Below are 21575 nucleotides of genomic sequence, written 5' to 3'. Positions count from 1 at the left end.
GTCAGGGCGCTGGGCGTTGGGGGCTGCTGCCCGGAAGAGAGGCCGGTGCCGCGGGAAGCGGGGCAGGGCGTGTGGTCAGGCTGCGTTCGATAGCGCGCACCGCCTCCAGCCGCTCATTGAGTTGATCATTGCGGCGCTGCGCTTCGCGCAGTTGTTGGGTTTGCCGCTCCAATTGGTCTTCCAGTCGGCGTTGCTGCAGAAGCCGCGATTCCATCAGTCGCGCCAAGGGGTGCAGGACTTGCGCCGCAGCCGCGGTGTTGCCCATCACGCGCTGCACCAGGCCCAGGGCGCGGGCCGTATCGACGGGTTGGCGCGTTTGCGCCAGCGCTGTGGCCAGAAGAAGCGAGGTCTCTACCGATGCATCTTCCGCCTCGCCCAGACGGGCAATCTCTTTGGCCAGTTCTGCGGGGGCCATGCGCAGGGTACGGTCCGTTTGCGCCAGCACCTGCAACACCGGGGCGGCATCCTGGGGGGCCTCCGTGGCGGAGATCTGGCGGGCGTTGGGAGATTCCGCCGCCACGGAGGGTGAGGGCGCAATGGCCGTGGCCGTGGGCTGTGCAGGCGCGGCCACTGCCTGGGGGGCGGTTGCATTGCAGCCTGCCATCGTGAGTGCCGCCACCAGCAACAAGACCCACGCCGGAAGGTTCAGAGGGCGTGGGTGGAGCGGGTGGGCGGAAAGACTGCTAGGCAGCATGCGGTAGTTCCATGCGAAAAAAGGAGTGGACGCCATCTTCCACCAGCCGCACGCTGCCGCCGTGGGCGACGACGTACTCCTGGACGATTGATAGCCCGATTCCGGTGCCTCGCACGGCGTCGTCGGGCTGGCGTATGCCCCGGTAAAAGGGCTCAAACACGCGGTCGCGGTCGGCTTTGGCCACGCCGGGTCCCTGGTCCGAGACATCCACGCGCACGCATTCCGCATGGCGGGAAAGAGCAAGCCGCACCGTTCCCCCCTTGGGTGAGAAACGAATGGCATTGGACAGCAGGTTGCTGACCGCCGAGGCGATTTTGTCGGCATCGATCTGCAACGAGACGGCGGAGCCCTCCACGAGTAACCTCAGGCCCCGGGCTTGCCACTGCAGGCGCTGGGCCTCCACTTGGGCTTCCAGCAGCGCGAGCAGGTCGGTATCGCGCCGCTGCAGCTGGCGCGCCTCAAAGGCCGCTGCATTGAAGCGCAGCAAGGCTTCGATCTCCCCCTGCAAGACCAGCGTATTGTGGTGAAGGATCTGTGTCACTTCGCGCTGACCGGCATTGAGTTCACCGGTCACTCCGTCCTGCAAAAGTGCCACACCCTCGCGCAGCGCTGCCAAGGGTGTCTTCAGTTCGTGTGAGACATGGCGCAGGAAGCGGGCCTTGTCGGAATCCAGTTCCAGCAGTCTGAGCCGCAGCCATTCCAGCTGTTGCCCCACGCGGCGCACGTCGTCGGGGCCGGAGATCACGACGGGCGCTTCGAGCTGGTTTTCGCCCAACCGCCGGATCGTGCCTTCCAGTCGCTTGAAAGGACGGGCGAGCCAGATGCCCAGCGCCAAGGCCAGTACCAGCGCCAGGACGATCACTCCCACCACCTGGTGCGTCACGTTGCTGCGGCTCGCCTCCACCTGGTCCTGCAGTGCACGGTTGCGTTGGGTATTGATGTCCTGGACCGATTGCACGATGTCAGTGTGCAGTGCCTCCAGTGCGACAAATTTTTCCGCGACCAGTTGCTCGTTCTCCAGCGACCGCCCCGGCGGGGCATCCAGCAGCGCCTTGACGGCGTCGAGATGCGCGCGCCATTGGCTGGTCTGGTCTTCGGGAAGGCCGCCCTGGTGCAACTGGTCGAGAATGGCCTGCGCTTCCACGGACATTTCGTTGAAGCTGCGGCGCAGCGGCGCATCCCGCAGCACCAGGGACTGGCGGGCCGCGCGTTCCAGCGCTTGCCCGCGCTGGTTCAGCGCCTGGGCGGCTGTGCTGAGGGCGATGGCCTCGGCGGCACCATGGCGGCTTTGAACCATGAGCTGTTCCAGCGTGTAGAGCGCGCGCAATGAACTCACCCCCAGCAATCCTGCTATCAGCAGAAACGCCAGCAGCAGCAGCTGTTGGAACGAGAGGCCGCGCAGCGGGCCGTCGGCCTTGTGCAGATCTGCGTGCGCCAGGTTGTCTGCAGGTTTTGCCACGGGTGTCGGGTGCGCGTCAGGCAGCGAGCGCCGCCTCGCTGATGCACACTTCTCCGCGCAGCGTGTAGGCCTTTGCTTCGGTGATCGTCACATCCACCATCTGGCCCACCAGGCGGGGCTGGCCCACAAAATTGACCACACGGTTGCATTCGGTGCGCCCCATCAGTTCGGTGGCGTCGCGTTTGGAGGCGCCTTCCACCAGGATGCGCTGCACCGATCCCACGCGGCTTTCGCTGATGGACTTGATGTTGGCGTTGATCACGCCCTGCAGGTGCTGCAGGCGGCGCAGCTTTACATCGTGTGGCGTGTCGTCGTGCAGGCCTGCGGCAGGCGTGCCGGGGCGCGGGCTGAAGATGAAGCTGAAGCTGTTGTCGAAGTGGATGTCGTCGATCAGCTTCATCATCTTGTTGAAGTCGTCTTCCGTCTCGCCCGGGAAGCCGACGATGAAGTCGCTGCTCATGGCCAGGTCGGGGCGGATGGCGCGAAGCTTGCGCACGGTGCTCTTGTACTCCATGGCGGTGTAGCCGCGCTTCATGGCCATCAGGATGCGGTCGCTGCCGTGCTGCACGGGCAGGTGCAGGTGGCTGGCAAGCTTGGGCAGTTTGGCGTACGCCTCGATCAGCCGGGGCGTGAATTCATTGGGGTGGCTGGTGGTGTAGCGGATGCGTTCGATGCCTGGGATGTCAGACACGTATTCGAGCAGCAGCGCGAAGTCGGCGATCTCTGCCGTGCCGCCCATCTTGCCCAGGTAGGCGTTCACGTTCTGGCCCAGCAGCGTGATCTCCTTGACGCCCTGGTCGGCCAGGCCCGCCACCTCCACGAGCACATCGTCGAACGGGCGACTCACCTCTTCGCCGCGCGTATAGGGCACCACACAGTAGCTGCAGTATTTGCTGCAGCCTTCCATGATGGAGACAAAGGCGCTCGCACCTTCGACCCGCGCCGGTGGCAGGTGGTCGAACTTCTCGATCTCGGGGAAGCTGATGTCCACCTGGGGCTTGTCCAGGCGATCGCGCTGGTTCAGCAGCTCAGGCAGGCGGTGCAGGGTCTGGGGGCCGAACACCACGTCCACATAGGGCGCGCGCTTGATGATCTCGGCGCCTTCCTGGCTGGCAACGCAGCCGCCCACGCCGATTTTCACACCGCGCGCTTTCAGGTGCTTGATGCGGCCCAGGTCACTGAATACCTTCTCTTGCGCCTTCTCGCGTACCGAGCAGGTGTTGAACAGAATGAGGTCGGCTTCGTCCACATTTTGCGTGGGCTCATAGCCCTGGGCGGCGTTGAGCACGTCGGCCATCTTGTCCGAGTCATACTCGTTCATCTGGCAGCCGAAGGTTTTGATAAAGACTTTTTTGGCCATGGAGGGCTCGCTATCGGAAAAAGGGCAGGGCGGAGCGCCACTGCGCACCGCAAGCATTGAATCGACTGCGCCGTGGCGTAGGGCGCAGTCGCTGTGTTATTTCTTGATGGGGTCGGATTCGGCGCGGTAGTTGCGCTCGACCGTGTCACTGCCCTTGCGGGGTTGTTCGGCTTCACCCTGGGTCAGGATCCACGCGGTGATCAGCATGCCTGTGCTGGTTTCGATGACGTAGTTCACCTTGTAGCTCTGGCCTAGCACAGTGTGGGCCATGACCAGCGTGTTCTGTGGGCTCAGCAGCCGCATGCCGGGCGCCATGCGGATGGTGCGGCCATTGAGCGTGGCCTCCGACACCGTGTTGAGGGTCAAGGTGCCGCGCAGAGCCGCATCGGGAAAGTTGCGCATGCCTCCGAGCCCCGGCTGGACCTGGGCAGCAGCAGGCAGCGCGGCATACAGCAAAGCACTGGCAAGCCCAGCGACTAGGTGCCGACTGAGATTCCGCATGGGAGAGGCGTGGGAGGTTGTGCAGCGATTCATGGTTTACATCCAGGGGCTGAAAGAAGAATTTTAGGGCGTGCCTGCCGTTTGAGGGGGCTCTTGAACCCGCAGGCCATCCGAGGCCGGTGACGCACGCCTGCGCGGGCATGCAGTGATGCCCGGCACATGCGCCAGCAGCACGGCACCAATGAAAAACCCACAGTGGGTTGCCGCACTGTGGGTTTGATTTGGTGGTCGTAGGTGGACTTGAACCACCGACATCAGCATTATGAATGCTGCGCTCTAACCAACTGAGCTATACGACCGAAGCCCCAAATTATAGAACAAAAATTATTGGTGTGTGAAGTTCGCGGCGCGTTTGTTCATGAAAGCGTCCATACCTTCCTTTTGGTCCTGGGTGGAGAACAGGGCGTGGAAGAGCCGGCGCTCGAACATCACGCCGTCCGACAGGCTGCCTTCAAAGGCACGGTTGACCGATTCCTTGGCTGCCATCACGGCGATTTGTGAGAAGCCTGCAATGATGATGGCGGCACCCAGCGCTTCGTCCATGAGCTTGTCATTGGGTACCACGCGGCTGACCAGACCGGCGCGCTCGGCTTCCACCGCGTCCATCATGCGCCCTGTCAAGGCCATGTCCATCGCCTTGGATTTGCCCACTGCACGCGGCAGGCGCTGCGTCCCGCCCGCGCCGGGGATCACGCCCAGCTTGATTTCTGGCTGGCCAAACTTGGCGTTTTCAGCGGCGATGATGAAATCGCACATCATGGCCAGCTCGCAGCCTCCCCCCAGGGCAAAGCCGCTGACAGCGGCAATGACGGGCTTGCGGATGGATCGGATGGCTTCCCAGTTGCGGGTGATGTAGTCCCCCTTGTAGGTGTCGGCAAAGCTGTATTTCGCCATGGCACCAATGTCAGCACCCGCCGCAAACGCCTTTTCGCTGCCAGTGACGACAATGCAGCCAATTCTTTCGTCCGCATCGAAAGCTTTCAGCGCCGTGCCCAGCTCGTTCATGAGTTGGTCATTCAGCGCATTGAGCTGCTTGGGCCGGTTGAGCGTGATGATGCCGACCTTGTCCGCTTCGACGCGGACCTCGATGGTTTCGTAGGACATGAAATCTCCAGGGTTTATAGGTGGTTATGACTGCACGGACGAATATACCCAAGCAGGCCCGAACCGCGCGCTGGTAGGTAAAACACCGTATCGCGCCAGACGCATGTCCCCTGTTCAGTTCAGCCAGCGCCCTACGGCGGCGGCGTTGGCAATCGACAGGCTGACCGTGTCTGGCACCGTCGTGGTCGGCGTGGTGCTGCGGGAGGCCTTCTTTGACAGAGGGGTCGGGCTGCGGGCTGGGAGATCGAGTTGCAGGCGCAGCAGACGCCCGTCCCGTGCCACCAGAGCGGTCAGCGATGTCTCGGTGCCAGCGTAGAACGCTACGTCTTCCAGTTTGCTAATGCGCCAACCCTGACCGTTCACGTCGATGCCTAGCCACTCGTCACCTGGCGCCATGCCTGCCTTTTCGGCAGGGCCGCCTCGTAGCACGGTCTTGATATGGATGCTGTGGTTTTCCCCCACCCGCAGTCCCAGCCGCTGCGCCCATTGGGGTGTCTCAGCCTTGAGTGACACACCGTTGGCTTCCAGAAGCTCTACCAGAGGGAGTTCCGTGGTGCTGTGCACCCACTGCGCCAGCTCCGTACCGAAAGATCGGCCAGACAGTTCTTTCAACACAGCAAGCACATCTTCCTGGGTCATCGGGCCACCCTGGCACTGCGTCCACAGCGTGCGCATGACCTCGTCCAGGTTCGTCTTTCCCTCACGGCGGAGGGCGAGGTCCAGGCACAGGGCCACCAGTGAGCCCTTGGTGTAGTAACTAACCGTCGCGTTGGGGGTGTTTTCGTCCTGGCGGTAGTACTTGACCCAAGCGTCAAAGCTGGACTGCGCCACGGTCTGTACGGTCCGACCCGGGGTCTGCAGTACCTGGTTGATGGTCTTGGTGACGAGCTTCAGATAGACCGCATCATCGATCAATCCGGCGCGGCGCAGCAGCAGGTCGTCGTAGTAGCTGGTGAAGCCCTCGAAGAACCACAGCAGTTCTGTGTAATTTTCCCGCGCGTAGTCGTATTCGGCAAACTCAGCGGGGCGCAGCCGCTTGACGTTCCAGGAGTGGAAGTACTCATGGCTGATCAGTCCCAACAGGGTGGTGTATCCATCGCCAGTTCGGGTCTCATCCATCCGTGGCAGGTCGCGCCGGCCGCAGATAAGTGCGGTGGAGTTGCGGTGCTCCAACCCCCCGTAGCCGTCGCCCACGGCGTTGAGCATGAACAGGTAGCTCTTGAAAGGAGCCTTGCCCTCGCCATGCCAGAAGCGGATCGCGGTCTCACAGATCTTCTGGGTGTCTCCCAGCAGGCGTTTGCCGTCAAAAGAGGGAGCCGCTCCGGCCACCACAAAGCGGTGCGGAACACCGCAGGCTGTGAAACGGCCGGTCCAGAACAGGCCCATCTCTACCGGGCAATCGACCAGCTCGTCGTAGTTTGTCGCCACGTAGAGGCCAAAACCCTTCTTGTCTATCTTGAGGGGAGAGAGTCCGGTGGCCGCCGACCAGGCGGCTGTGGCAGATGTGCTTGCAATATCGAGCGTGTGGCGTTGCTTCTCCTGCCCGTGCACGCGCAGGCACAGACTGGTGCCATTGAAAAAACCGCGCGATGCGTCAAGCCAGGCTGTGCGCACCGAGGTGTCGTAGGCGCAGACGACATATGTCAGGACCAGTGGCTTGTGCGCGCTGCAGTCTGCTTGCCACCGGTGCTTGTCCAGTTGCGTGAGCTTCACCTCCTGCTTGCCCTGGCGGGCTTTCAGTTCTTGCAGGTTTTTGGAGAACTCCCGCACCAGATAGCTCCCTGGAATCCAGGTTGGCAGCGAGACCTCTTGCAGCGCCTTCGGATGGGTGATCGTCAGTGCTATGCGAAATAGATGAGCGTGCAGGTCCCACGGCTCAATACGGTAGTGGATGGCGGCGGGTTCCGGCTTGGGGGGTGAGGGCATGGGCAGCTGCTGGTGTTCGGACTTCGCGGAGGGGTGGCGCAATCCAGGAGGGCAAGGGGCTGCGCGAATGCGAAACGCGTGTCAGTTGGCTGAGGGCGTTTCGCTGCTGGCTTCGGCCAAGCGTTTTTCCACCTCTTTGGCACCGATGGCGCCTGGCACGCGGGCACCGTTGGCAAAAATCAGTGTAGGTGTCCCAGTGATCTTGTGCTTGCGGCCAAACGCCAGGTTGCGCTGCAGAGCGCTGGTATCGCAGCTTGCTGCGGGCGCGGGTTTGTCCCGCACCATGAGATCCTGCCAGGCCGTCACCTGGTCCTTGGCGCACCAGATATTGCGCGACTTTTCGGCGGAGTCTGGGCTGAGGATGGGGTATAGGAACAGATATACCGTGACGTTATCCACGTTCTGAAGGTCGCGCTCAAAACGTTTGCAGTAGCCGCAATTGGGGTCTTCAAACACCGCCACCTTGCGTTTCCCGTCTCCCCGCACGATGGTGAAGGCGTCTTTGATTGGCAAGGCAGAAAACTCGACGGCCGTGAGCTTGGCAATGCGGTCTTCCGTCAGATTCCTGCGCACCTTCGTATCGATCAATTCGCCCTGGATCACGTAGTTGCCCTTGGCGTCGGTGTAGAACAGGTCCGTCCCGATGCGTACCTCGTAGAGGCCCTTCATGGGCGTGGAGCGCACTTCGTCGATCTTGTCCATTTGGGGAATGCGTTCGGCGAGTGCCTTGCGGATGTCCGCTTCCTGCGCGGTGGCAGCGAGACTTGAGGCCAGCGCAGCGGCTGCGAGCAAGGTGGGAATCAGTTTCATGGTGTTCTCGTTCAAGCGATCTGGCGGTCTGCCGATGGCGGCTACCGGTTTGGTCAATAGTTTCCCATGGCCTGGCGGGCCACGAAGTTCTTCAAGGGGCCGCTCAGTTCAAAGCCCTTCATTCCCCAATTGCGCAGCGCTTGCAGTGGCCCCTCCTGACGAGAGAAAAGCTGCTGCAGGCCGTCTGTCGCCAATCCCATTGGCAACAGGGCTGCCTTGCGCTTGCGCTCATAACTCCGCAGCAGCCGCAGATCAGCCACGCTGCGCCAATAGTCGCGCCCGTGCAGAATGTCTGCGAGGGTCTGGGCATCCGCCAAGCCCAGGTTCAGCCCCTGGCCTGCGAGCGGATGCACGTTGTGCGCTGCGTCACCAGCCAACACCCAGCTTCGCGGGCTCTTGTCATTGGTGGGCACGGTGCCACACCAACGGTCTGCCGTTGCAAGCTGCAAGGGCCAGGTTGCGCGGTCCGCACTCAGCGCCAGCGTACCCAAGGTTTCCTGGCTGACCACCTGGAGCTTCTGTGCGAATTCTTCGGGGGACAATGTCATCAGCGGCGCTACCTGCTCCTGCAAGACGGACCATACAACCGCCACGGAGTTCCCCAGCGGACCCCCCAAAGGCAAAAAAGCCAGGATGCCGTCGGGCAAGAACCATTGTCGCGCCACCTGTTCATGGCCCCGTTCGCATTGCAATCGGGTGGCGATGGCGTGCTGCCCATACGGCGTCACCCGAAAATCCACACCAAACTCTTCGCGCGTACGGCTGGCACGGCCCTCGCAAACCACTGTCAGTGCCGCCGGCACTGGAGAATCGACCATTTCCACCTGTGGCTGGTAGCGCACGGCTTCGGCAAGGCGTGCCTCCAGGGCGGGCACGTCCACGATCCAGGCCAGGGCCTCAACCCCCTGGGCGGCTGCATCAAAATGCACGGCGCCATCCTGGTCGCCCTTTACCCGCATAGACCTGACCGCCGTAGCGTGCTCCGCATCGGGCCAGCTACGAAGCGATTCGAGCAGGTGGCGCGAGACCGTGTTCAGCGCGTAGGCCCGCACATCGGCCGCTGCGGAGACTCCGGTGCCGGGGGCGGGTAACAAGGCCACTTTCAGCCGTTCGCGGGCCAGTAGCAGCGCCAGAGTCTTGCCCACAATGCCGGTGCCGCGAATACAGATATCAAAGGTTTGGGCCATGGCGGCATTGTAGGAGGGGGCTTGTGCCACCGGGTACGGTGCAAAATCGGGCTCCCATTCCCCTGGTCTTTTTTTGAGGAGCACTTCCGCGTGAGTTTCTACCCTGATTCCGACCTGTCCGGCACCATCGCGCGCCTCTTCGTTTATCCCGTCAAGTCGTGCGCGGGCATCGAGGTGCAGGAGGCGCAGCTCACTGAAACAGGGCTGGATCTGGACCGTGCATGGATGGTGGTGGATGCTGAGGGCATGTTCCTGACCCAGCGCGCGCTGCCGCGCATGGCCTTGATCCGGCCGCAGCTCAAGAGCGACGAGATGGTGCTGCGCGCCCCCGGTATGCTGGCCTTGCATGTGGCCATCGATGCCGTTGAGGGGCCCGCCACGGTGACCGTATGGCGAGACACGGTGCCCGCCTGGGACATGGGCGCCGTGGCGGCACAGTGGTTCACTGATTTCCTGGGTCAGCCCTGTCGTCTTGTCCGTTTTGACCCCGAATACCGGCGCTTGTCCAGCATGGAGTGGACGGACGGTGTCGAGGCTCCGAATCAGTTCGCCGATGGCTTCCCTATGCTGGTGGCCAGCGAAGCGTCCATGGACGAGCTGAATGTGCGCCTTCAGGCTGCAGGCCATGCCGCCGTGGGCATCGAGCGGTTTCGCCCGAATGTGGTGCTGGCCGGGGTGGATGCACACGACGAAGACCGGGTGGACCTGGTGCGGGTGGACGCTGCCGAGGGTGAAATCCACCTGCAGCCCGTGAAGCCGTGCTCGCGTTGCCCTATTCCCGACATTGACCCCACTACGGCCCAAAGTACCCCTGTGGTGGGTGACATGCTGCGGACCTACCGGCAGGACAAGCGTCTCGATGGCGCCATCACGTTCGGAATGAACGCCATAGTGGGCCGGGGGGCGGGCCAAGTGCTGCGTGTGGGGCAGCGGGTGGCGGCCAATCTGCGCTTTGATTGAGGGTGTGAACAGGCAGTAGAAATGCGATTGCTGGCAGGCCCGTAAAATCGGCGGTTTGTCTCCGAATTCCAGAAAGCCCTGCCATGAGCCTCCAATGCGGCATCGTGGGCCTGCCCAACGTCGGCAAGTCCACCCTTTTCAACGCGCTGACCAAGGCCGGCATCGCCGCCGAAAACTACCCCTTCTGCACCATTGAGCCCAATGTGGGCGTGGTGGAAGTGCCAGACCCCCGTCTGCAGCAACTCGCCGAGATCATTTCGCCCGAACGCATTGTTCCGGCCATCGTCGAGTTCGTGGACATCGCCGGCCTGGTGGCAGGTGCCAGCCAGGGCGAAGGCCTGGGCAACCAGTTCTTGGCCCATATCCGTGAAACCGATGCCATCGTGAACGTGGTGCGTTGTTTTGAAGACGACAACGTGATCCACGTGGCCGGCCGTGTGGACCCGATCTCTGACATCGAAGTCATCCAGACGGAACTGTGCCTGGCCGACATGGGCACTGTGGAAAAGGCGCTCAACCGCTACACCAAGGCTGCCAAGTCGGGCAACGACAAGGACGCAGCCAAGCTGGTGGCGCTGCTCACGCGCATCCAGGCCGCACTCAACGAAGGCAAGCCTGCGCGCTCGGTCGAGATCACCAAAGAAGAGCAGCCTCTGCTCAAGTCCCTGTGCCTGATCACGGCCAAGCCTGCCATGTTTGTGGGCAACGTGAGCGAAGACGGCTTTGAGAACAACCCATTCCTTGACCGCCTCAAGGAATACGCCGCCAGCCAGAACGCCCCTGTGGTGGCCATCTGCGCCAAGATGGAAGCCGAGATGGCGGAAATGAGCGACGAAGACCGCGACATGTTTCTCGCCGAAATGGGCCAGACCGAGCCCGGCCTGGCCCGCCTGATCCGCGGCGCCTTCAAGCTCCTCGGTCTGCAGACCTACTTCACGGCAGGCGTGAAGGAAGTGCGTGCCTGGACCATCCACATCGGCGATACGGCGCCCCAGGCGGCCGGGGTGATCCACGGCGACTTCGAGCGTGGCTTCATCCGCGCACAGACCATCGCCTTTGAGGACTTCATCGCGCTCAAGGGTGAGCAGGGTGCCAAGGATGCAGGCAAGATGCGTGCTGAAGGCAAGGAATACGTGGTCAAGGACGGCGACGTGCTGAACTTCCTGTTCAACGTCTAACGCTGAAAGCTGCATCGGGCCACAGGCCCGATGGCCCCGCATCCCTGCAAGGCCCCTGGCGTGCAGGGTTTTTTTACGACCATTGATGAGGTGGTGGCCATCGCCAGCACGCATTGCCGTTTTCTATGAACACTGGAATCCTCTACGCCGCCCTGGCCTACACCGCCTGGGGCCTCTTTCCCCTGTATTTCAAACAGGTGGCAGATGTGCCCTCGCTGGAGGTGGTGATGCACCGCACGCTGTGGTCGCTGGTGTTTGTTTTTTGCGTGTTGATGGTGCGCAGGCAATGGTCCTGGATGGGGACTGTGCTGCGCCAGCCCAAAGTGCTGGCGGCATTTGCCTTGTCAGCGATGCTGTTGTCGGGTAACTGGCTTACCTATGTGTGGGCGGTGCAGAACGAGCATGTGGTGGACGCCAGCCTGGGCTATTTCATTCTTCCGTTGGTGAATGTTGCGCTGGGCTTTGTCTTCCTGCACGAGCGGCCTCGCCCAGGCCAGTGGCTTGCAGTGGCAGTGGCCGCTGCCGGGGTCCTGTGGTTAGCCGTGCAGGCTGGGCGCTTGCCCTGGATTGCACTGGTGCTGGCCCTGAGTTTTGGCTTCTATGGCTTGTTGCGCAAGGTCGCCGTGCTGGGTGCTCTGGAAGGTCTGGCGCTCGAAACCCTGGTGCTTGCGCCGGTGGCCGCCATCGTGCTGGGCTGGTGGGTGTGGCAGGGAGAAGGTGCGCTGGTGCAGGGCCCTCCCACCACCATCGGATGGCTGTTTCTCGCAGGCCCTATGACAGCGGTTCCGTTGCTGCTGTTTGCGGCGGGCGCCCGCCTTATTCCGATGTCCACCTTGGGCATTCTGCAGTACATCTCGCCCAGCCTGCAGTTCGCGCTGGGCGTGTGGCTTTTCCATGAACCGTTCCAGCCTACGCGCTTGGTAGGTTTTGTCTTGATCTGGGCTGCGCTACTGGTCTACACCCTGGAGGGCTGGTGGACGCGTCGCCAGGTTATCGCGGCCTGACGGCGTCGGTCTCCAGGCGCGCGAGTGAAGATCGGGAAGCTTGACCCACGGTGAAAATCACCTTTGTGCGGGCTTGTCTGCACGGCCTGAGCTACTGGAAAACACGGAGCGCGACCGTGTCAGTTCTGCGTAAGATGCGCGGGCCTGCCTGCCGGGTGTCGGTTCCTGCAGCTAGCGCATTTCGGTGAGCTGTCACCCGAACGAACCTGGGCCCAGGCCTGCCTCCACATGTTTTTTGGTCGCAAGAATCCGTTTTCGACGACGGACGCCTTCCCCCTGTCCGACGCTGTCATGGAGTTCGATGACTCGTCTTCGGCCTCGGTGCGCCCTGCACGTCGCGCGCTGGATGGCGTGGGGCCGCGAAACGGACGCAGCGCGGGTGAGAAATGGCTGATGGCGTTGGGGCTGATGGGCCTGTACGGGCTGGCGGTGGCGGCGTTTTGCACACTGGGCGTGGTGGACCTGCTGGTGCTCGCCGTGTTCGGTGTGCTGGTCGCTGTGGTTTGTACGGCCTTTTGGGGTATTTTTCGCTCGGGCCTCTACCAGAAGGTTCGCCATCGCCACCTGAAGTTGGCCATGGTGGCCACAGCGCTGATGTGCATGCTCGGGCTGTTTTATCTGGCCCCTGTCACGCAGATCCTGCTGGCGCCGTTCACTTTTGTGGCTGTGGCTTATGGCATTTTCACCGTTCCGCGATCCACCCTGCTCGCCCTGTCTGCTTGTATGTTGTGCCTGTATGCCGTGGTGATGGGGCTGCACTACCTGGAGCAGCAAAACGAAGCGCTGCTGCGCCTGGAGGCGTTGCATTGGCTGGCGTTGGCGGTTTCTTTGCCTGCCTTCATTGCGCTCATGGGCCGGGTACAGCGCCTGTACCGCAGCCTGTACCACGCCAGCCGCAAGATCAAGAATATCCAGGAAGACGCCCAGCGCGACCCGCTGGTGGGATGCTTCAACCGGCGCTATGTGTTGGCCGCGCTGGAAGAACAAAAGCAGTTGGCTGACGAAAGTGGCATCCCGCTGTGCCTGGCCGTGCTGGATATTGACCATTTCAAGCGCATCAACGACGAGCTGGGACATTTGGGGGGCGACGAGGTGTTGCGCACCTTTGCCCGCATTGCACAGCAGGGCGTTCGCGGAGGCGATGTGTTTGGCCGCTATGGGGGTGAAGAGTTTCTGCTCATCTTCCCTGGCACGTCGTTGCTGCCTGCGCTCAATACCTGCGAGCGCATTCGTGCCCAGGTAGAAACCCATGCCTGGAGCGGTTTGCTCAAGGGCCGGGTGACGGTTTCCATTGGCGTCACGCAGTATATTTTGGGCGAGTCGGTGCTGGAGTTCTTCTCACGCGCCGATACCGCCATGTACATGGCCAAGGAAGGCGGGCGCAACCAGGTGGTGGTCGAAGAGCCGGTTGCCAGGGGGCATTCGTTGCTGCCCGCATCCAGCGCCCACTCTTTTCTATGAGGTGCAGGGCTACTCCTGCGGGTACATCTCAAAGCGAATTGACCCATGCTTGCGCAGCCGGGTTTCCGCGCGGATCAGTCGATGCTTTCGCAATAGTGGTCATCTAAACCGTGCGTTCCCTGGGGATGCATTCGTCAAGGTCGACCCGCCGCGAGCACGACCGCCTCGATGACGCGGCCAACCTCCCCATCAGTCATGCCTGGAAAGATGGGAAGTGCAAGCGCCTGCTGCGCGTGGGCCTCGGCATGGGGGAGGTGCACCTCGGGAAAGCACTTCAGATACGCCGGTTGCCTGTGGATCGGATCGCTGTAGTAGATCCGGGTTTGCACACCTTCTTGTGCCAGCATTGCGCGCAGCCTGTCGCGCTGTGCGCACCGCAGGACAAAGTAGTTCCAGGCGTGTCCATCGTGATGGTGAGGCAGTGCAATGCCGGGAAGCCTGCCCATGCCCGCCAGGTAACGCCCCGCGATGCTTTTCCGTTGGCTCAGCCAGGTGTCTAGCTGGCTCAGGCCTTGCGCCAGCGCCGCAGCCTGAAATTCATCCATGCGGCTGTTGTAGCCAACCTCGGAATGGCATCCTGCGTGCAGCCCGTGATTGCGCAGCGACATCGCACGGTCAACGAAATGCGCATGGCGGCTGGTCAGCGCACCGGCGTCGCCCGGCGCGCCCAGGGTTTTTGTGGGGTAGAAACTGAGCGTTCCAAGGTCGCCCAGGGTGCCGGCCTGCAGCAACCCCTGACCTTCAACATGCACCTGGGCACCCAGCGCCTGTGCGGCATCCTCTATCAGCGGCACCCCCATCGCGCGGCAACTCTGTGCGATGGCTGGAATCGCACTGGCATCGCCAAACAACGGAACCGCCATCACTGCGCGGGTGCGAGGTGTGATGCAGGCAATCACTTCCGGTTCGCCACAGACGAAGTCGTGGGCCTGGGAGTCGCACAGCACCGGCACGGCCCCTGTGCGGACCACTGCTTCAAAGCAGGCAAAGAATGTGTAGGAGGGGAGAACGACTTCATCACCAGGTTCCAGGTTGAGCAACCGGAGCGCGAGCACCAGGGCATCGGTTCCCGAATTCAATGCAACCACTGGGGTTTCCAGTCTGGCGGAGAGGGCTTGTTCAAAGCTGCGCACATGCTGCCCCAGGATGTACTGGCCACTTTCCAGAATTTCTGCAAACGCAGCACCGAGGCCAGTGGCATTCGCAGGCACCTGCCAGGGGCTGCGAAAAAAGGGCACCGTCATAGCCTTGCCGCGATCGCGAGGGCGCGGCGGGCAGCGGTTGCGCCCTCCATCGCACTGGCCAAATGCGAAGGCTGTCCTTTGAGCATGCTGTGAAAGGCCGTGTATTGGCGTGTGAGTGCGTCCGGTTGGGTCGGCTCTGCGCGGTGCGACAGGGGCAGTTCGCAGACGGCCGTGGCTTTGTGCCAGCGGATGGTCGCACTGGAAGAGTCCGCGCCATGGAGTGCGTGGAAATTCACGACGGTCGACCCCATCGCCACCTGTGCGGAGACGCCGTCGCCGTGCTCCTGGACGGAAAGGATGTGAAACGAGTCCGGTGTGTGGCAGCGCAGCAGGTGGGCGGCCAGATCCAGGTCGTGGACCATCAGGTCCAACACCACCGAATGGCTGCACCCTGGAAGGCGCGACTGCCGTGAAAACACGATGCTCCCCGGCGTTGTGTCCCACGGAGCGGACATCAGCGCCTGATTGAAGCGCTCGATATGTCCCGTGAAGAGCCGGCGATGGGTCGCCTGGGCCGCATCGAGCATGGTGTCGATCTCCGCCTCTGAGCTCGCCATGGGTTTCTCTACCAGCACATCGATCCCCCGGTGCATCAACGCGATCGCAATCTCGGCGTGGGTATCTGCGGGGGTCACCACCGAGGCCGCCTCCACGCCACGGGGGAGGTCATTCAGGGACGCGATGGCGTTGAAGCCGTCGGCTTGCGCCGCATTTCGGGCACCGCGTTGGGGGTCGACCACACACAGCACTTCGAACGCAGGGTGTGCCTGGGCACGCAGGGCATGCACGCGCCCAAAGCGGCCATAGCCAATCACTGCGATGCGGGTGCGGTTCGCCATGGGGTCCACTTCAGCGCTGGGGTGCGAAGGACTGCACCAATTGCCTCAGGTGCTGGGCCTGGATGACGTGCTTGTAAATACCTGCCAGAAGTCGCTCTTCGCCAATGCGCTCGAAACTGGGCATCGCGTCGGGGACCTTGCCGTCCTCATAGGGGGTGCGGCGCGCTGTGTACAGGCACTCTGTGGCGAACGCTTGCTGCCCATAGCTATCCAGCATGGTCTGGAGCTCTTGCTCGAGCACTGGACTGCAACGCCGGGCGTAGTCCTGCATCTTGGCGAGTTTCTGGGCCAACTCTGGCGCTGACAGGGTGATCTTGACCTCGGCCTGTTCCTCATGGGCGGGGTCACAGGGGTGGCCGACCAGTGGAATCTCCAGGTTGCGGACCTGCCGTCCGGCCTGCCCCATCTGCTGCACCAGACAATTTGCCAGTACCCGGCACAGGTCGTGCGTTGGGTTGTAGCCCTCTGCCTGGTCGGACACCAGCACATCGATGCCCTCTTGCAGGGCGGCCTGGGTGAGCTGGGTCAGCCAACCGGCAAACGGGGATGGTGCGGTGCCGAGCAAGGCTTGGTACACCGCAGCGTCTGACACCGGCTCCAGCCAGTCGCGGCGCACGCGAACGCCGATGTCGGCCAGCAGATCCTGGGTGTCGCTCAGGCGTGCCTGCCCGATGGAGCCGTCACCGTTCGTCAGGATCACCACATGGGGCTTCACTCGGCGCACCCACTCAAAAATGCGCAGTTCGTGGCCCGGGTGGGCTACCAAAAGAAGAGGCTTCATGGTCGTTGGGGTTTAGTGCTTCGGTGCGCCCCGAACCAGCGCAAGGGCGCGGTCAATCGCCAGGACCAGCTGGCGCGCAATGCGCCAATTTGCCCCTCCAGATCGGCCGCAAGGGCCTTCGTGGCAGCCAGTTCCAGCGCCTGTGGATCGGAGTGGGGATGGGGGGCGGGCGCTGGCGGGTCGGCGATGGGCGAGGTCGGGCTGTGCCGTGCCTTCTGCGATTCGACCCGTTCGAGCAGGATGCCGGTTTGCACCGCCACCTGTGCAACGCCAAACGGCATGAGATTGTCTGCAACATGCTGGGCGAACTCGCGGAGTTCTTCCTGAGGGCTGACCGGGCGGCGGGTGGCTTCGGCATGGACGATGCGTTGTGCCAGGCGCTCCACGGCGTCCGCAGTGGCGGCCAGTGAGACATGCTCGCGTACGTAGGCGCTCACGGCCTGCGCATCTGGCGCACAGTAGCGTTGTATCTCCTGCTCGATGGCATCGCGGTGAATGCGCTGTTGCATCAGCCGGCGTCCAAAGTTCCAGCGATGCCATTCCTTGACGTTGCCTGGCGTGACCATGCCTGCCAGGCCCGTGCCTTCGTTGAGCAGGATGACAGCACACCCCACCGCCATCGCCTCCATGGCACAGCGGGCCTTTGCAAACACCAGGTCAAACTGCGCCAGGACTTTTTCTGGAGAAGCCTCCTGCCGCCCGACGCCTTTTCCAATGACCTCCAGCGATATGCCAAGCGCCGCGCAGGCTGATCGGATGGCTGCGGTTTCTTCGCTCTCTGTGGAGTAATTGCTGAATATCGCCGCGCGCAGCGGTTTGGCGGGCAACGGTGGGCGAGGGCGAAATCTTTCCAGGTCGACGCCATTGGAAATGATTTCTAAAGACGATCGCGGAATGCCATTTTCGAGATACAGGCGTTCCGCACAATTCTCATCTACCGCCACATGTTGCCGAATGCGGGTCAAGCGCGGCGGTTTTCCGTGCAAAGCTGTGCGGTCGTGGCAAATGGATATGGCCGGGGTGGACAAAAAATGCGCCATGCAGGCCACCGTATCGTCGCGCATATTTCCGATAATGATGTCCGGCGGTTCGGACATACAAGACAACTCGGCAATACAAGCAATACAGCGCGAGCGCAGTTCGTCCGCCAGATCACCCATGATGGGGGCATACACCACGATGGAATGGCCACGCTGGTGGAGGGCGAGTGCAAGATCGCGAACAAAAAGCTCTGCACCGCTGCGATATTGCATGCCGCACACTGCAATAAGGATTTGCACAGGGGACCTTTGAACTCAGGGATGTCTGAAGGCGAAGCTGTAGCGGGCGCTTGCCAGTAAAGGAAATGATACGCGATGGGCCTCCAGCATTACTGGCAGCGGCTTTGCAAAGGCCGAGCGGTGCAAGCACCCTTGCCAGCCCTTCCCCCCATGCCGATCATCGTCGGCTCACCCCGATCGGGGACCACCCTTTTGCGGCTGATGCTGGATGCACACCCCGCGCTCGCCATTCCGCCAGAGACAGGGTTTCTCGCCATGCCCCTGGACGGTTTTGGCACACCCGATCCGCGCACCTGGTTTTGCAACGCCGTCACGGGTTTTCCTCCCCACGCGCCGGGATGGGCGGACTTTGGCATCGACCGGGCTGCTTTTTCACAGGCTCTGGAATGCGTCGATCCCTTCAGTCTCCCCGACGGTTTCCGGGTGTTCTATCGGATGTATGCCGCCAGGTTCCACAAGACGCGGTGGGGCGACAAGACGCCGCTGTATGGCCTGCACATGCCCTATCTGCAGCAACTGCTGCCGGAAGCGCATTTCATCCACATCGTTCGCGATGGGCGGGCATGCGCTGCCTCGCTGCGGGATCAGTGGTTTTCACCCGGGAGATCCATGGCTGTCCAGGCGCGGCACTGGCGGGACAACGTCACCACCACAAGAAGCAACGGCGTGCTGTGCCAGAACTACCTGGAACTCCGCTACGAAAACCTCATTGCCAATACCGAAGCAGAACTGCGAAGGGTGTGCGATTTCATCCGGCTCGATTTTGATACCGCCATGCTGGGTTACCACACCCGAAGCGGAGAACGGCTCCAGGAGCACAAAGGCCGTGTCACCGCAGATGGTGCGGTCATCGTGTCCGAAGAGCGGCGGCGAGCGCAGCAGGCCAGAACCCTGCAGGCACCAGACCCGCAATTGCTGGATGCCTGGCGCAGCATCTTGTCAGCGGATGAGATCCTCGAATTTGACGCGGTTGCACATAACTTGCTCAGGGAGCTGGGCTACATCGCCTGAGGCGGCGGCCTGCGCCTGCACACATCGCCGGCACTGTCACGGCACGATGTGCCCGGGCATGAAGTACAGCAGCACGCTGGTCATGACCAAATAACGGAAAAACTTGCCCACTGCCATGTACGCCAGGCAGGGCCAGAACGGTAGCTTCAACCACCCCGCCACAGCGCACAGCGGGTCGCCCACCACGGGCAGCCAGCTCATCAGGCAAGCGCGCGCGCCAAAACGCTGGAGCCAGTGGAGGGCGCGCACGTCGGTGGCGTTGCCACGGGCCTTGTCCACCGCCTTGTGGGCGCCCAGGCCCATCCACCAGCTCACACCACCGCCCAGCGTGTTGCCGGCCGTAGCCACCAGGATGGCGGGCCAGAAGAGTTCGGGGTTGATCTTGATCAGGCCGAACACTGCAGGCTCCGAGCCCAGCGGCAGCAGCGTGGCAGAAATGAACGCCACCACAAAAACCGTGCTCAGGCCGAACTGCGGCAGCGCAAGCCATTCCAGCAGCTGGTGCATCCAGATTTCCATAAGCGGCAAGTGTAGGGCGGTGCAGCCGGTGCTTTCTTGCCAGGGGGCGCCGTCCTACGCCGGTCCGCGCCATCTGCGCATGGCCTGTAGATGGCGTCTTTCATATCGTGATACCCACACCGTCCCTCAAAAAATCCACACGGAGGAGGCCCCATGCACAGTTTTCAACCCCATGTCGTTACTGGCAGCCCGGCCCAGGCGGGCCTGCCAGCAGGTCCGCGCTGGGCACCGTTGGTCTTGGCACTCCTGCTGGCCGCATGTGCACACAGCCCACGGGCTGCGGTGCCCGAACTGCCCGCTGCCGAGGTGTCGACCGCCGCCATCACCACCTGCACCGAAACACCGTCGGCGCGCGCGGCCTTGCAGCGTGTTGGCCAGGAGCTGCAGGCGCAAGGCATGGTGCTGCAAGCCACCTGCCCGGCGGCTGGCGGTGGCTGGGTGGTGAAGGTGCGGGTGGTGGACGGAATGAAGGCCAGCAAGGTGGTGCGTGGGCCGCTGGCAGATGGGCATGACGTGGACATGGGCACGCCCGCAGGTGTGGAGTTGGCAGGCGCGGCAGCGGCTGCGCAGGGCTTTTCGCCCGATGTGCGGCACAACCGCGATTGGCTGCGCGCGATGATGGCCCGCCATCAGTTCGAAAACACCCCGGATGCCTGGTGGCGCTTTGCGCAGCGCGGCACTGCACCTGTGCGCACCGCAGACGCCGATCTCGCTGCACGATGAGCTTGCCCAGCCGGGACAGCGCTTGATGGACGCGGGGTCCCACGGTGCCACTCTCGCCCAAATTTTCAGGGGGCAAAACATTTCATTTGCTGAAATTTTCAGCAGGTACAATCCTGCCTCCTTTTTCAGCATCTGCTGCTGCCTCCATCTCACCCCTCGTCCATGCACATCGGCCACATTCCTCTGGCGAACCGGTTGTTCGTCGCCCCGATGGCGGGCGTCACCGACCGGCCGTTTCGCCAGTTGTGCAAGGCTCTGGGGGCTGGGTATGCGGTGAGCGAGATGGTGACCTCGCGCAAGGACTTGTGGAACAGCCTCAAGACCTCGCGCCGGGCCAATCATGAAGGGGAACCGGGGCCCATTGCCGTGCAGATCGCCGGCACCGATGCGCCGATGATGGCCGAGGCCGCGGTCTACAACGTGGAGCGTGGCGCGCAGATCATCGATATCAACATGGGTTGCCCGGCCAAGAAGGTGTGTAACAAGTGGGCGGGCTCCGCGCTGATGCAGAACGAGGCCCTGGCGGTGGAAATTGCCGAGGCCGTGGTGCAGGCCTGCGCGCCCTTCAACGTGCCCGTCACGCTGAAGATGCGCACCGGCTGGTGCCAGGAGCACAAGAACGCGGTGCAACTCGCGCGGCAGTTCGAGGCCGTGGGTATCCAGATGCTCACCGTGCACGGCCGTACGCGCGAGCAGGGTTACAAGGGCCATGCGGAGTACGACACCATCGCGGCCGTCAAGGCGGCGGTGAAGGTGCCTGTGGTGGCCAATGGCGACATCACCTCGCCCGAGAAGGCGCGTGATGTGCTGGCTGCCACCGGCGCTGACGCGATCATGATTGGCCGCGCCGCCCAGGGCCGCCCGTGGATCTTCCGCGAGATCGGCCACTTTCTGGCCACGGGCGAACACCTGGCGCCACCGCTGGTGGCCGAGGTGCGGCGCCTGCTGCTGGACCACCTGCAGGACCACTACAGCCTGTACGGCGAGCTGACCGGGGTGCGCAGTGCACGCAAGCACATTGCGTGGTACCTGCGCGCGCTGCCGGGCGGCGAGGCCTTCAGGCAACACATCAACACGATCGAAGACTGCACCACGCAGTGGCAGGCCGTGGCCGACCACCTGGATGCCCTCGCGCAACAGATGGACCGGCTACCCGCCGCCACGGGCGTGGATGCAGAACCAGAAGAACAAGAGGGATTGGCTGCATGAGCAAGAAACACATAGAAGAATGCGTGCGCGAGAGCCTGCAGGGCTACTTTCGCGACCTGGGCGGTGAGACACCCGATGGCATGTACGAGATGCTGGTGCGTGTGGTCGAAAAGCCACTGCTGGAAGTGGTGATGACGCACGCCGACAACAACCAGTCCCGCGCGGCCGAATGGCTGGGCCTGAACCGCAACACGCTGCGCAAAAAGCTCGTCGAGCACAAGCTGCTCTGACGCCATTGTGTCATTTGCTATTCAATTTATAGCTGCTAGCGCTTGATGGATAAGCGCTGGAGCCTGTTTTTATTCAAACCCTCCCCACCCACACC

General features: G+C 62.6%; 21 protein-coding genes and 1 tRNA gene. 8 read left to right on the top strand and 14 right to left on the bottom strand.

Features of this window, described 5'->3' with window-relative positions:
* Position 1: 1 nt before the first annotated feature.
* The 9 genes from ARADN35_RS0104785 to ARADN35_RS0104745 form a co-directional block, all read right to left on the bottom strand.
* Positions 2 to 628 (bottom strand): hypothetical protein, encoded by a 627-nt coding sequence (locus ARADN35_RS0104785; protein WP_010459586.1) that lies wholly within the window; start codon positions 626 to 628, stop codon positions 2 to 4.
* Positions 629 to 683: 55 nt separating this feature from the next.
* Positions 684 to 2153, bottom strand: a complete 1470-nt coding sequence (locus tag ARADN35_RS0104780; protein WP_010459584.1) for a sensor histidine kinase — start codon at positions 2151 to 2153, stop codon at positions 684 to 686.
* A 16-nt stretch (positions 2154 to 2169) separates the two neighbouring features.
* Positions 2170 to 3513 (bottom strand): tRNA (N6-isopentenyl adenosine(37)-C2)-methylthiotransferase MiaB, encoded by a 1344-nt coding sequence (gene miaB / locus ARADN35_RS0104775; RefSeq protein ID WP_010459582.1) that lies wholly within the window; start codon positions 3511 to 3513, stop codon positions 2170 to 2172.
* Between the two features lie 96 nt (positions 3514 to 3609).
* Entirely contained in the window at positions 3610 to 4014 is a 405-nt protein-coding gene (locus tag ARADN35_RS0104770; protein WP_085940302.1) for a hypothetical protein, read from the bottom strand.
* Between the two features lie 222 nt (positions 4015 to 4236).
* Positions 4237 to 4313: transfer RNA gene (locus tag ARADN35_RS0104765), tRNA-Met, on the bottom strand.
* 25 nt (positions 4314 to 4338) lie between these two features.
* A complete protein-coding gene (locus tag ARADN35_RS0104760; RefSeq protein WP_010459578.1) occupies positions 4339 to 5118 on the bottom strand; it encodes an enoyl-CoA hydratase in 780 nt (259 codons plus the stop codon).
* A 114-nt stretch (positions 5119 to 5232) separates the two neighbouring features.
* The gene (locus ARADN35_RS0104755; RefSeq protein WP_010459576.1) at positions 5233 to 7044 is read right to left on the bottom strand and encodes a M61 family metallopeptidase; all 1812 of its coding nucleotides are present in this window, start codon (positions 7042 to 7044) and stop codon (positions 5233 to 5235) included.
* A gap of 81 nt (positions 7045 to 7125) precedes the next feature.
* Entirely contained in the window at positions 7126 to 7854 is a 729-nt protein-coding gene (locus ARADN35_RS0104750; RefSeq protein ID WP_010459574.1) for a DsbC family protein, read from the bottom strand.
* Between the two features lie 53 nt (positions 7855 to 7907).
* The gene (locus tag ARADN35_RS0104745; RefSeq protein ID WP_010459572.1) at positions 7908 to 9041 is read right to left on the bottom strand and encodes an FAD-dependent monooxygenase; all 1134 of its coding nucleotides are present in this window, start codon (positions 9039 to 9041) and stop codon (positions 7908 to 7910) included.
* Between the two features lie 90 nt (positions 9042 to 9131).
* Between ARADN35_RS0104745 and ARADN35_RS0104740 the strand changes: the two genes are divergently transcribed.
* The 4 genes from ARADN35_RS0104740 to ARADN35_RS0104725 all read left to right on the top strand — a co-directional run bounded on the left by ARADN35_RS0104740 (position 9132) and on the right by ARADN35_RS0104725 (position 13644).
* A complete protein-coding gene (locus ARADN35_RS0104740) occupies positions 9132 to 10001 on the top strand; it encodes an MOSC domain-containing protein (RefSeq protein WP_010459570.1) in 870 nt (289 codons plus the stop codon).
* An 83-nt stretch (positions 10002 to 10084) separates the two neighbouring features.
* Entirely contained in the window at positions 10085 to 11179 is a 1095-nt protein-coding gene (ychF, locus tag ARADN35_RS0104735; RefSeq protein WP_010459569.1) for a redox-regulated ATPase YchF, read from the top strand.
* A 125-nt stretch (positions 11180 to 11304) separates the two neighbouring features.
* Positions 11305 to 12183 carry an EamA family transporter RarD gene (rarD, locus tag ARADN35_RS0104730; protein ID WP_010459567.1) on the top strand — a complete coding sequence of 293 codons (879 nt, stop codon included), beginning with the start codon at positions 11305 to 11307 and terminating at the stop codon, positions 12181 to 12183.
* A 228-nt stretch (positions 12184 to 12411) separates the two neighbouring features.
* Positions 12412 to 13644, top strand: a complete 1233-nt coding sequence (locus ARADN35_RS0104725) for a GGDEF domain-containing protein (RefSeq protein WP_010459565.1) — start codon at positions 12412 to 12414, stop codon at positions 13642 to 13644.
* A 134-nt stretch (positions 13645 to 13778) separates the two neighbouring features.
* Here the strand turns inward: ARADN35_RS0104725 and ARADN35_RS0104720 are convergent, their stop codons facing one another.
* Genes ARADN35_RS0104720 through ARADN35_RS0104705 form a run of 4 tightly spaced genes read right to left on the bottom strand, consistent with a single transcriptional unit; the run spans position 13779 to position 17788 of the window.
* On the bottom strand, positions 13779 to 14888 hold the full coding sequence (locus tag ARADN35_RS0104720; protein WP_010459563.1) for a DegT/DnrJ/EryC1/StrS family aminotransferase: 1110 nt from the start codon (positions 14886 to 14888) through the stop codon (positions 13779 to 13781).
* Positions 14885 to 15727: a Gfo/Idh/MocA family protein gene (locus tag ARADN35_RS26890; protein ID WP_010459561.1), complete on the bottom strand. Its 843-nt coding sequence runs from the start codon at positions 15725 to 15727 to the stop codon at positions 14885 to 14887. Before ARADN35_RS26890 ends, ARADN35_RS0104720 begins: the two co-directional genes overlap by 4 nt.
* A 10-nt stretch (positions 15728 to 15737) precedes the next feature.
* The gene (locus tag ARADN35_RS0104710; protein ID WP_029413300.1) at positions 15738 to 16508 is read right to left on the bottom strand and encodes a hypothetical protein; all 771 of its coding nucleotides are present in this window, start codon (positions 16506 to 16508) and stop codon (positions 15738 to 15740) included.
* Positions 16505 to 17788 (bottom strand): glycosyltransferase, encoded by a 1284-nt coding sequence (locus tag ARADN35_RS0104705; RefSeq protein WP_139019163.1) that lies wholly within the window; start codon positions 17786 to 17788, stop codon positions 16505 to 16507. Before ARADN35_RS0104705 ends, ARADN35_RS0104710 begins: the two co-directional genes overlap by 4 nt.
* A gap of 150 nt (positions 17789 to 17938) precedes the next feature.
* Here ARADN35_RS0104705 and ARADN35_RS25885 point away from each other — a divergent pair, with 150 nt between their 5' ends.
* A complete protein-coding gene (locus ARADN35_RS25885; RefSeq protein ID WP_010459554.1) occupies positions 17939 to 18799 on the top strand; it encodes a sulfotransferase family protein in 861 nt (286 codons plus the stop codon).
* Between the two features lie 36 nt (positions 18800 to 18835).
* Here ARADN35_RS25885 and ARADN35_RS0104695 read toward each other — a convergent pair whose 3' ends face one another.
* On the bottom strand, positions 18836 to 19318 hold the full coding sequence (locus tag ARADN35_RS0104695) for a YqaA family protein (RefSeq protein ID WP_029413298.1): 483 nt from the start codon (positions 19316 to 19318) through the stop codon (positions 18836 to 18838).
* A 153-nt stretch (positions 19319 to 19471) separates the two neighbouring features.
* Here ARADN35_RS0104695 and ARADN35_RS0104690 point away from each other — a divergent pair, with 153 nt between their 5' ends.
* From ARADN35_RS0104690 to ARADN35_RS0104680, 3 genes are all read left to right on the top strand, one after another.
* Positions 19472 to 20041: a M15 family metallopeptidase domain-containing protein gene (locus tag ARADN35_RS0104690; RefSeq protein ID WP_010459550.1), complete on the top strand. Its 570-nt coding sequence runs from the start codon at positions 19472 to 19474 to the stop codon at positions 20039 to 20041.
* 162 nt (positions 20042 to 20203) lie between these two features.
* A complete protein-coding gene (gene dusB, locus ARADN35_RS0104685; RefSeq protein WP_029413295.1) occupies positions 20204 to 21250 on the top strand; it encodes a tRNA dihydrouridine synthase DusB in 1047 nt (348 codons plus the stop codon).
* Positions 21247 to 21480, top strand: a complete 234-nt coding sequence (locus ARADN35_RS0104680) for a Fis family transcriptional regulator (RefSeq protein WP_010459546.1) — start codon at positions 21247 to 21249, stop codon at positions 21478 to 21480. The genes dusB and ARADN35_RS0104680 overlap by 4 nt, the downstream gene beginning before the upstream one ends.
* Positions 21481 to 21575 lie beyond the last annotated feature (95 nt).

Origin of the sequence: Acidovorax radicis N35 (assembly GCF_000204195.1) — a bacterium.
Classification (GTDB): domain Bacteria; phylum Pseudomonadota; class Gammaproteobacteria; order Burkholderiales; family Burkholderiaceae_C; genus Acidovorax; species Acidovorax radicis.
Note: the sequence above shows the minus strand (reverse complement) of the source record. Positions and strands in the feature narration are given on the sequence as shown.

Excerpts from the sequence above, each read along its gene's own strand:
- miaB (WP_010459582.1), bottom strand. The coding sequence starts at position 3,513 with ATGGCCAAAAAAGTCTTTATCAAAACCTTCGGCTGCCAGATGAACGAG.
- ARADN35_RS0104770 (WP_085940302.1), bottom strand. The coding sequence starts at position 4,014 with ATGCGGAATCTCAGTCGGCACCTAGTCGCTGGGCTTGCCAGTGCTTTG.
- ARADN35_RS0104760 (WP_010459578.1), bottom strand. The coding sequence starts at position 5,118 with ATGTCCTACGAAACCATCGAGGTCCGCGTCGAAGCGGACAAGGTCGGC.
- ARADN35_RS0104755 (WP_010459576.1), bottom strand. The coding sequence starts at position 7,044 with ATGCCCTCACCCCCCAAGCCGGAACCCGCCGCCATCCACTACCGTATT.
- ARADN35_RS0104750 (WP_010459574.1), bottom strand. The coding sequence starts at position 7,854 with ATGAAACTGATTCCCACCTTGCTCGCAGCCGCTGCGCTGGCCTCAAGT.
- ARADN35_RS0104745 (WP_010459572.1), bottom strand. The coding sequence starts at position 9,041 with ATGGCCCAAACCTTTGATATCTGTATTCGCGGCACCGGCATTGTGGGC.
- ychF (WP_010459569.1), top strand. The coding sequence starts at position 10,085 with ATGAGCCTCCAATGCGGCATCGTGGGCCTGCCCAACGTCGGCAAGTCC.
- rarD (WP_010459567.1), top strand. The coding sequence starts at position 11,305 with ATGAACACTGGAATCCTCTACGCCGCCCTGGCCTACACCGCCTGGGGC.
- ARADN35_RS0104725 (WP_010459565.1), top strand. The coding sequence starts at position 12,412 with ATGTTTTTTGGTCGCAAGAATCCGTTTTCGACGACGGACGCCTTCCCC.
- ARADN35_RS0104720 (WP_010459563.1), bottom strand. The coding sequence starts at position 14,888 with ATGACGGTGCCCTTTTTTCGCAGCCCCTGGCAGGTGCCTGCGAATGCC.
- ARADN35_RS26890 (WP_010459561.1), bottom strand. The coding sequence starts at position 15,727 with ATGGCGAACCGCACCCGCATCGCAGTGATTGGCTATGGCCGCTTTGGG.
- ARADN35_RS0104710 (WP_029413300.1), bottom strand. The coding sequence starts at position 16,508 with ATGAAGCCTCTTCTTTTGGTAGCCCACCCGGGCCACGAACTGCGCATT.
- ARADN35_RS25885 (WP_010459554.1), top strand. The coding sequence starts at position 17,939 with ATGCCGATCATCGTCGGCTCACCCCGATCGGGGACCACCCTTTTGCGG.
- ARADN35_RS0104695 (WP_029413298.1), bottom strand. The coding sequence starts at position 19,318 with ATGGAAATCTGGATGCACCAGCTGCTGGAATGGCTTGCGCTGCCGCAG.
- ARADN35_RS0104690 (WP_010459550.1), top strand. The coding sequence starts at position 19,472 with ATGCACAGTTTTCAACCCCATGTCGTTACTGGCAGCCCGGCCCAGGCG.
- dusB (WP_029413295.1), top strand. The coding sequence starts at position 20,204 with ATGCACATCGGCCACATTCCTCTGGCGAACCGGTTGTTCGTCGCCCCG.
- ARADN35_RS0104680 (WP_010459546.1), top strand. The coding sequence starts at position 21,247 with ATGAGCAAGAAACACATAGAAGAATGCGTGCGCGAGAGCCTGCAGGGC.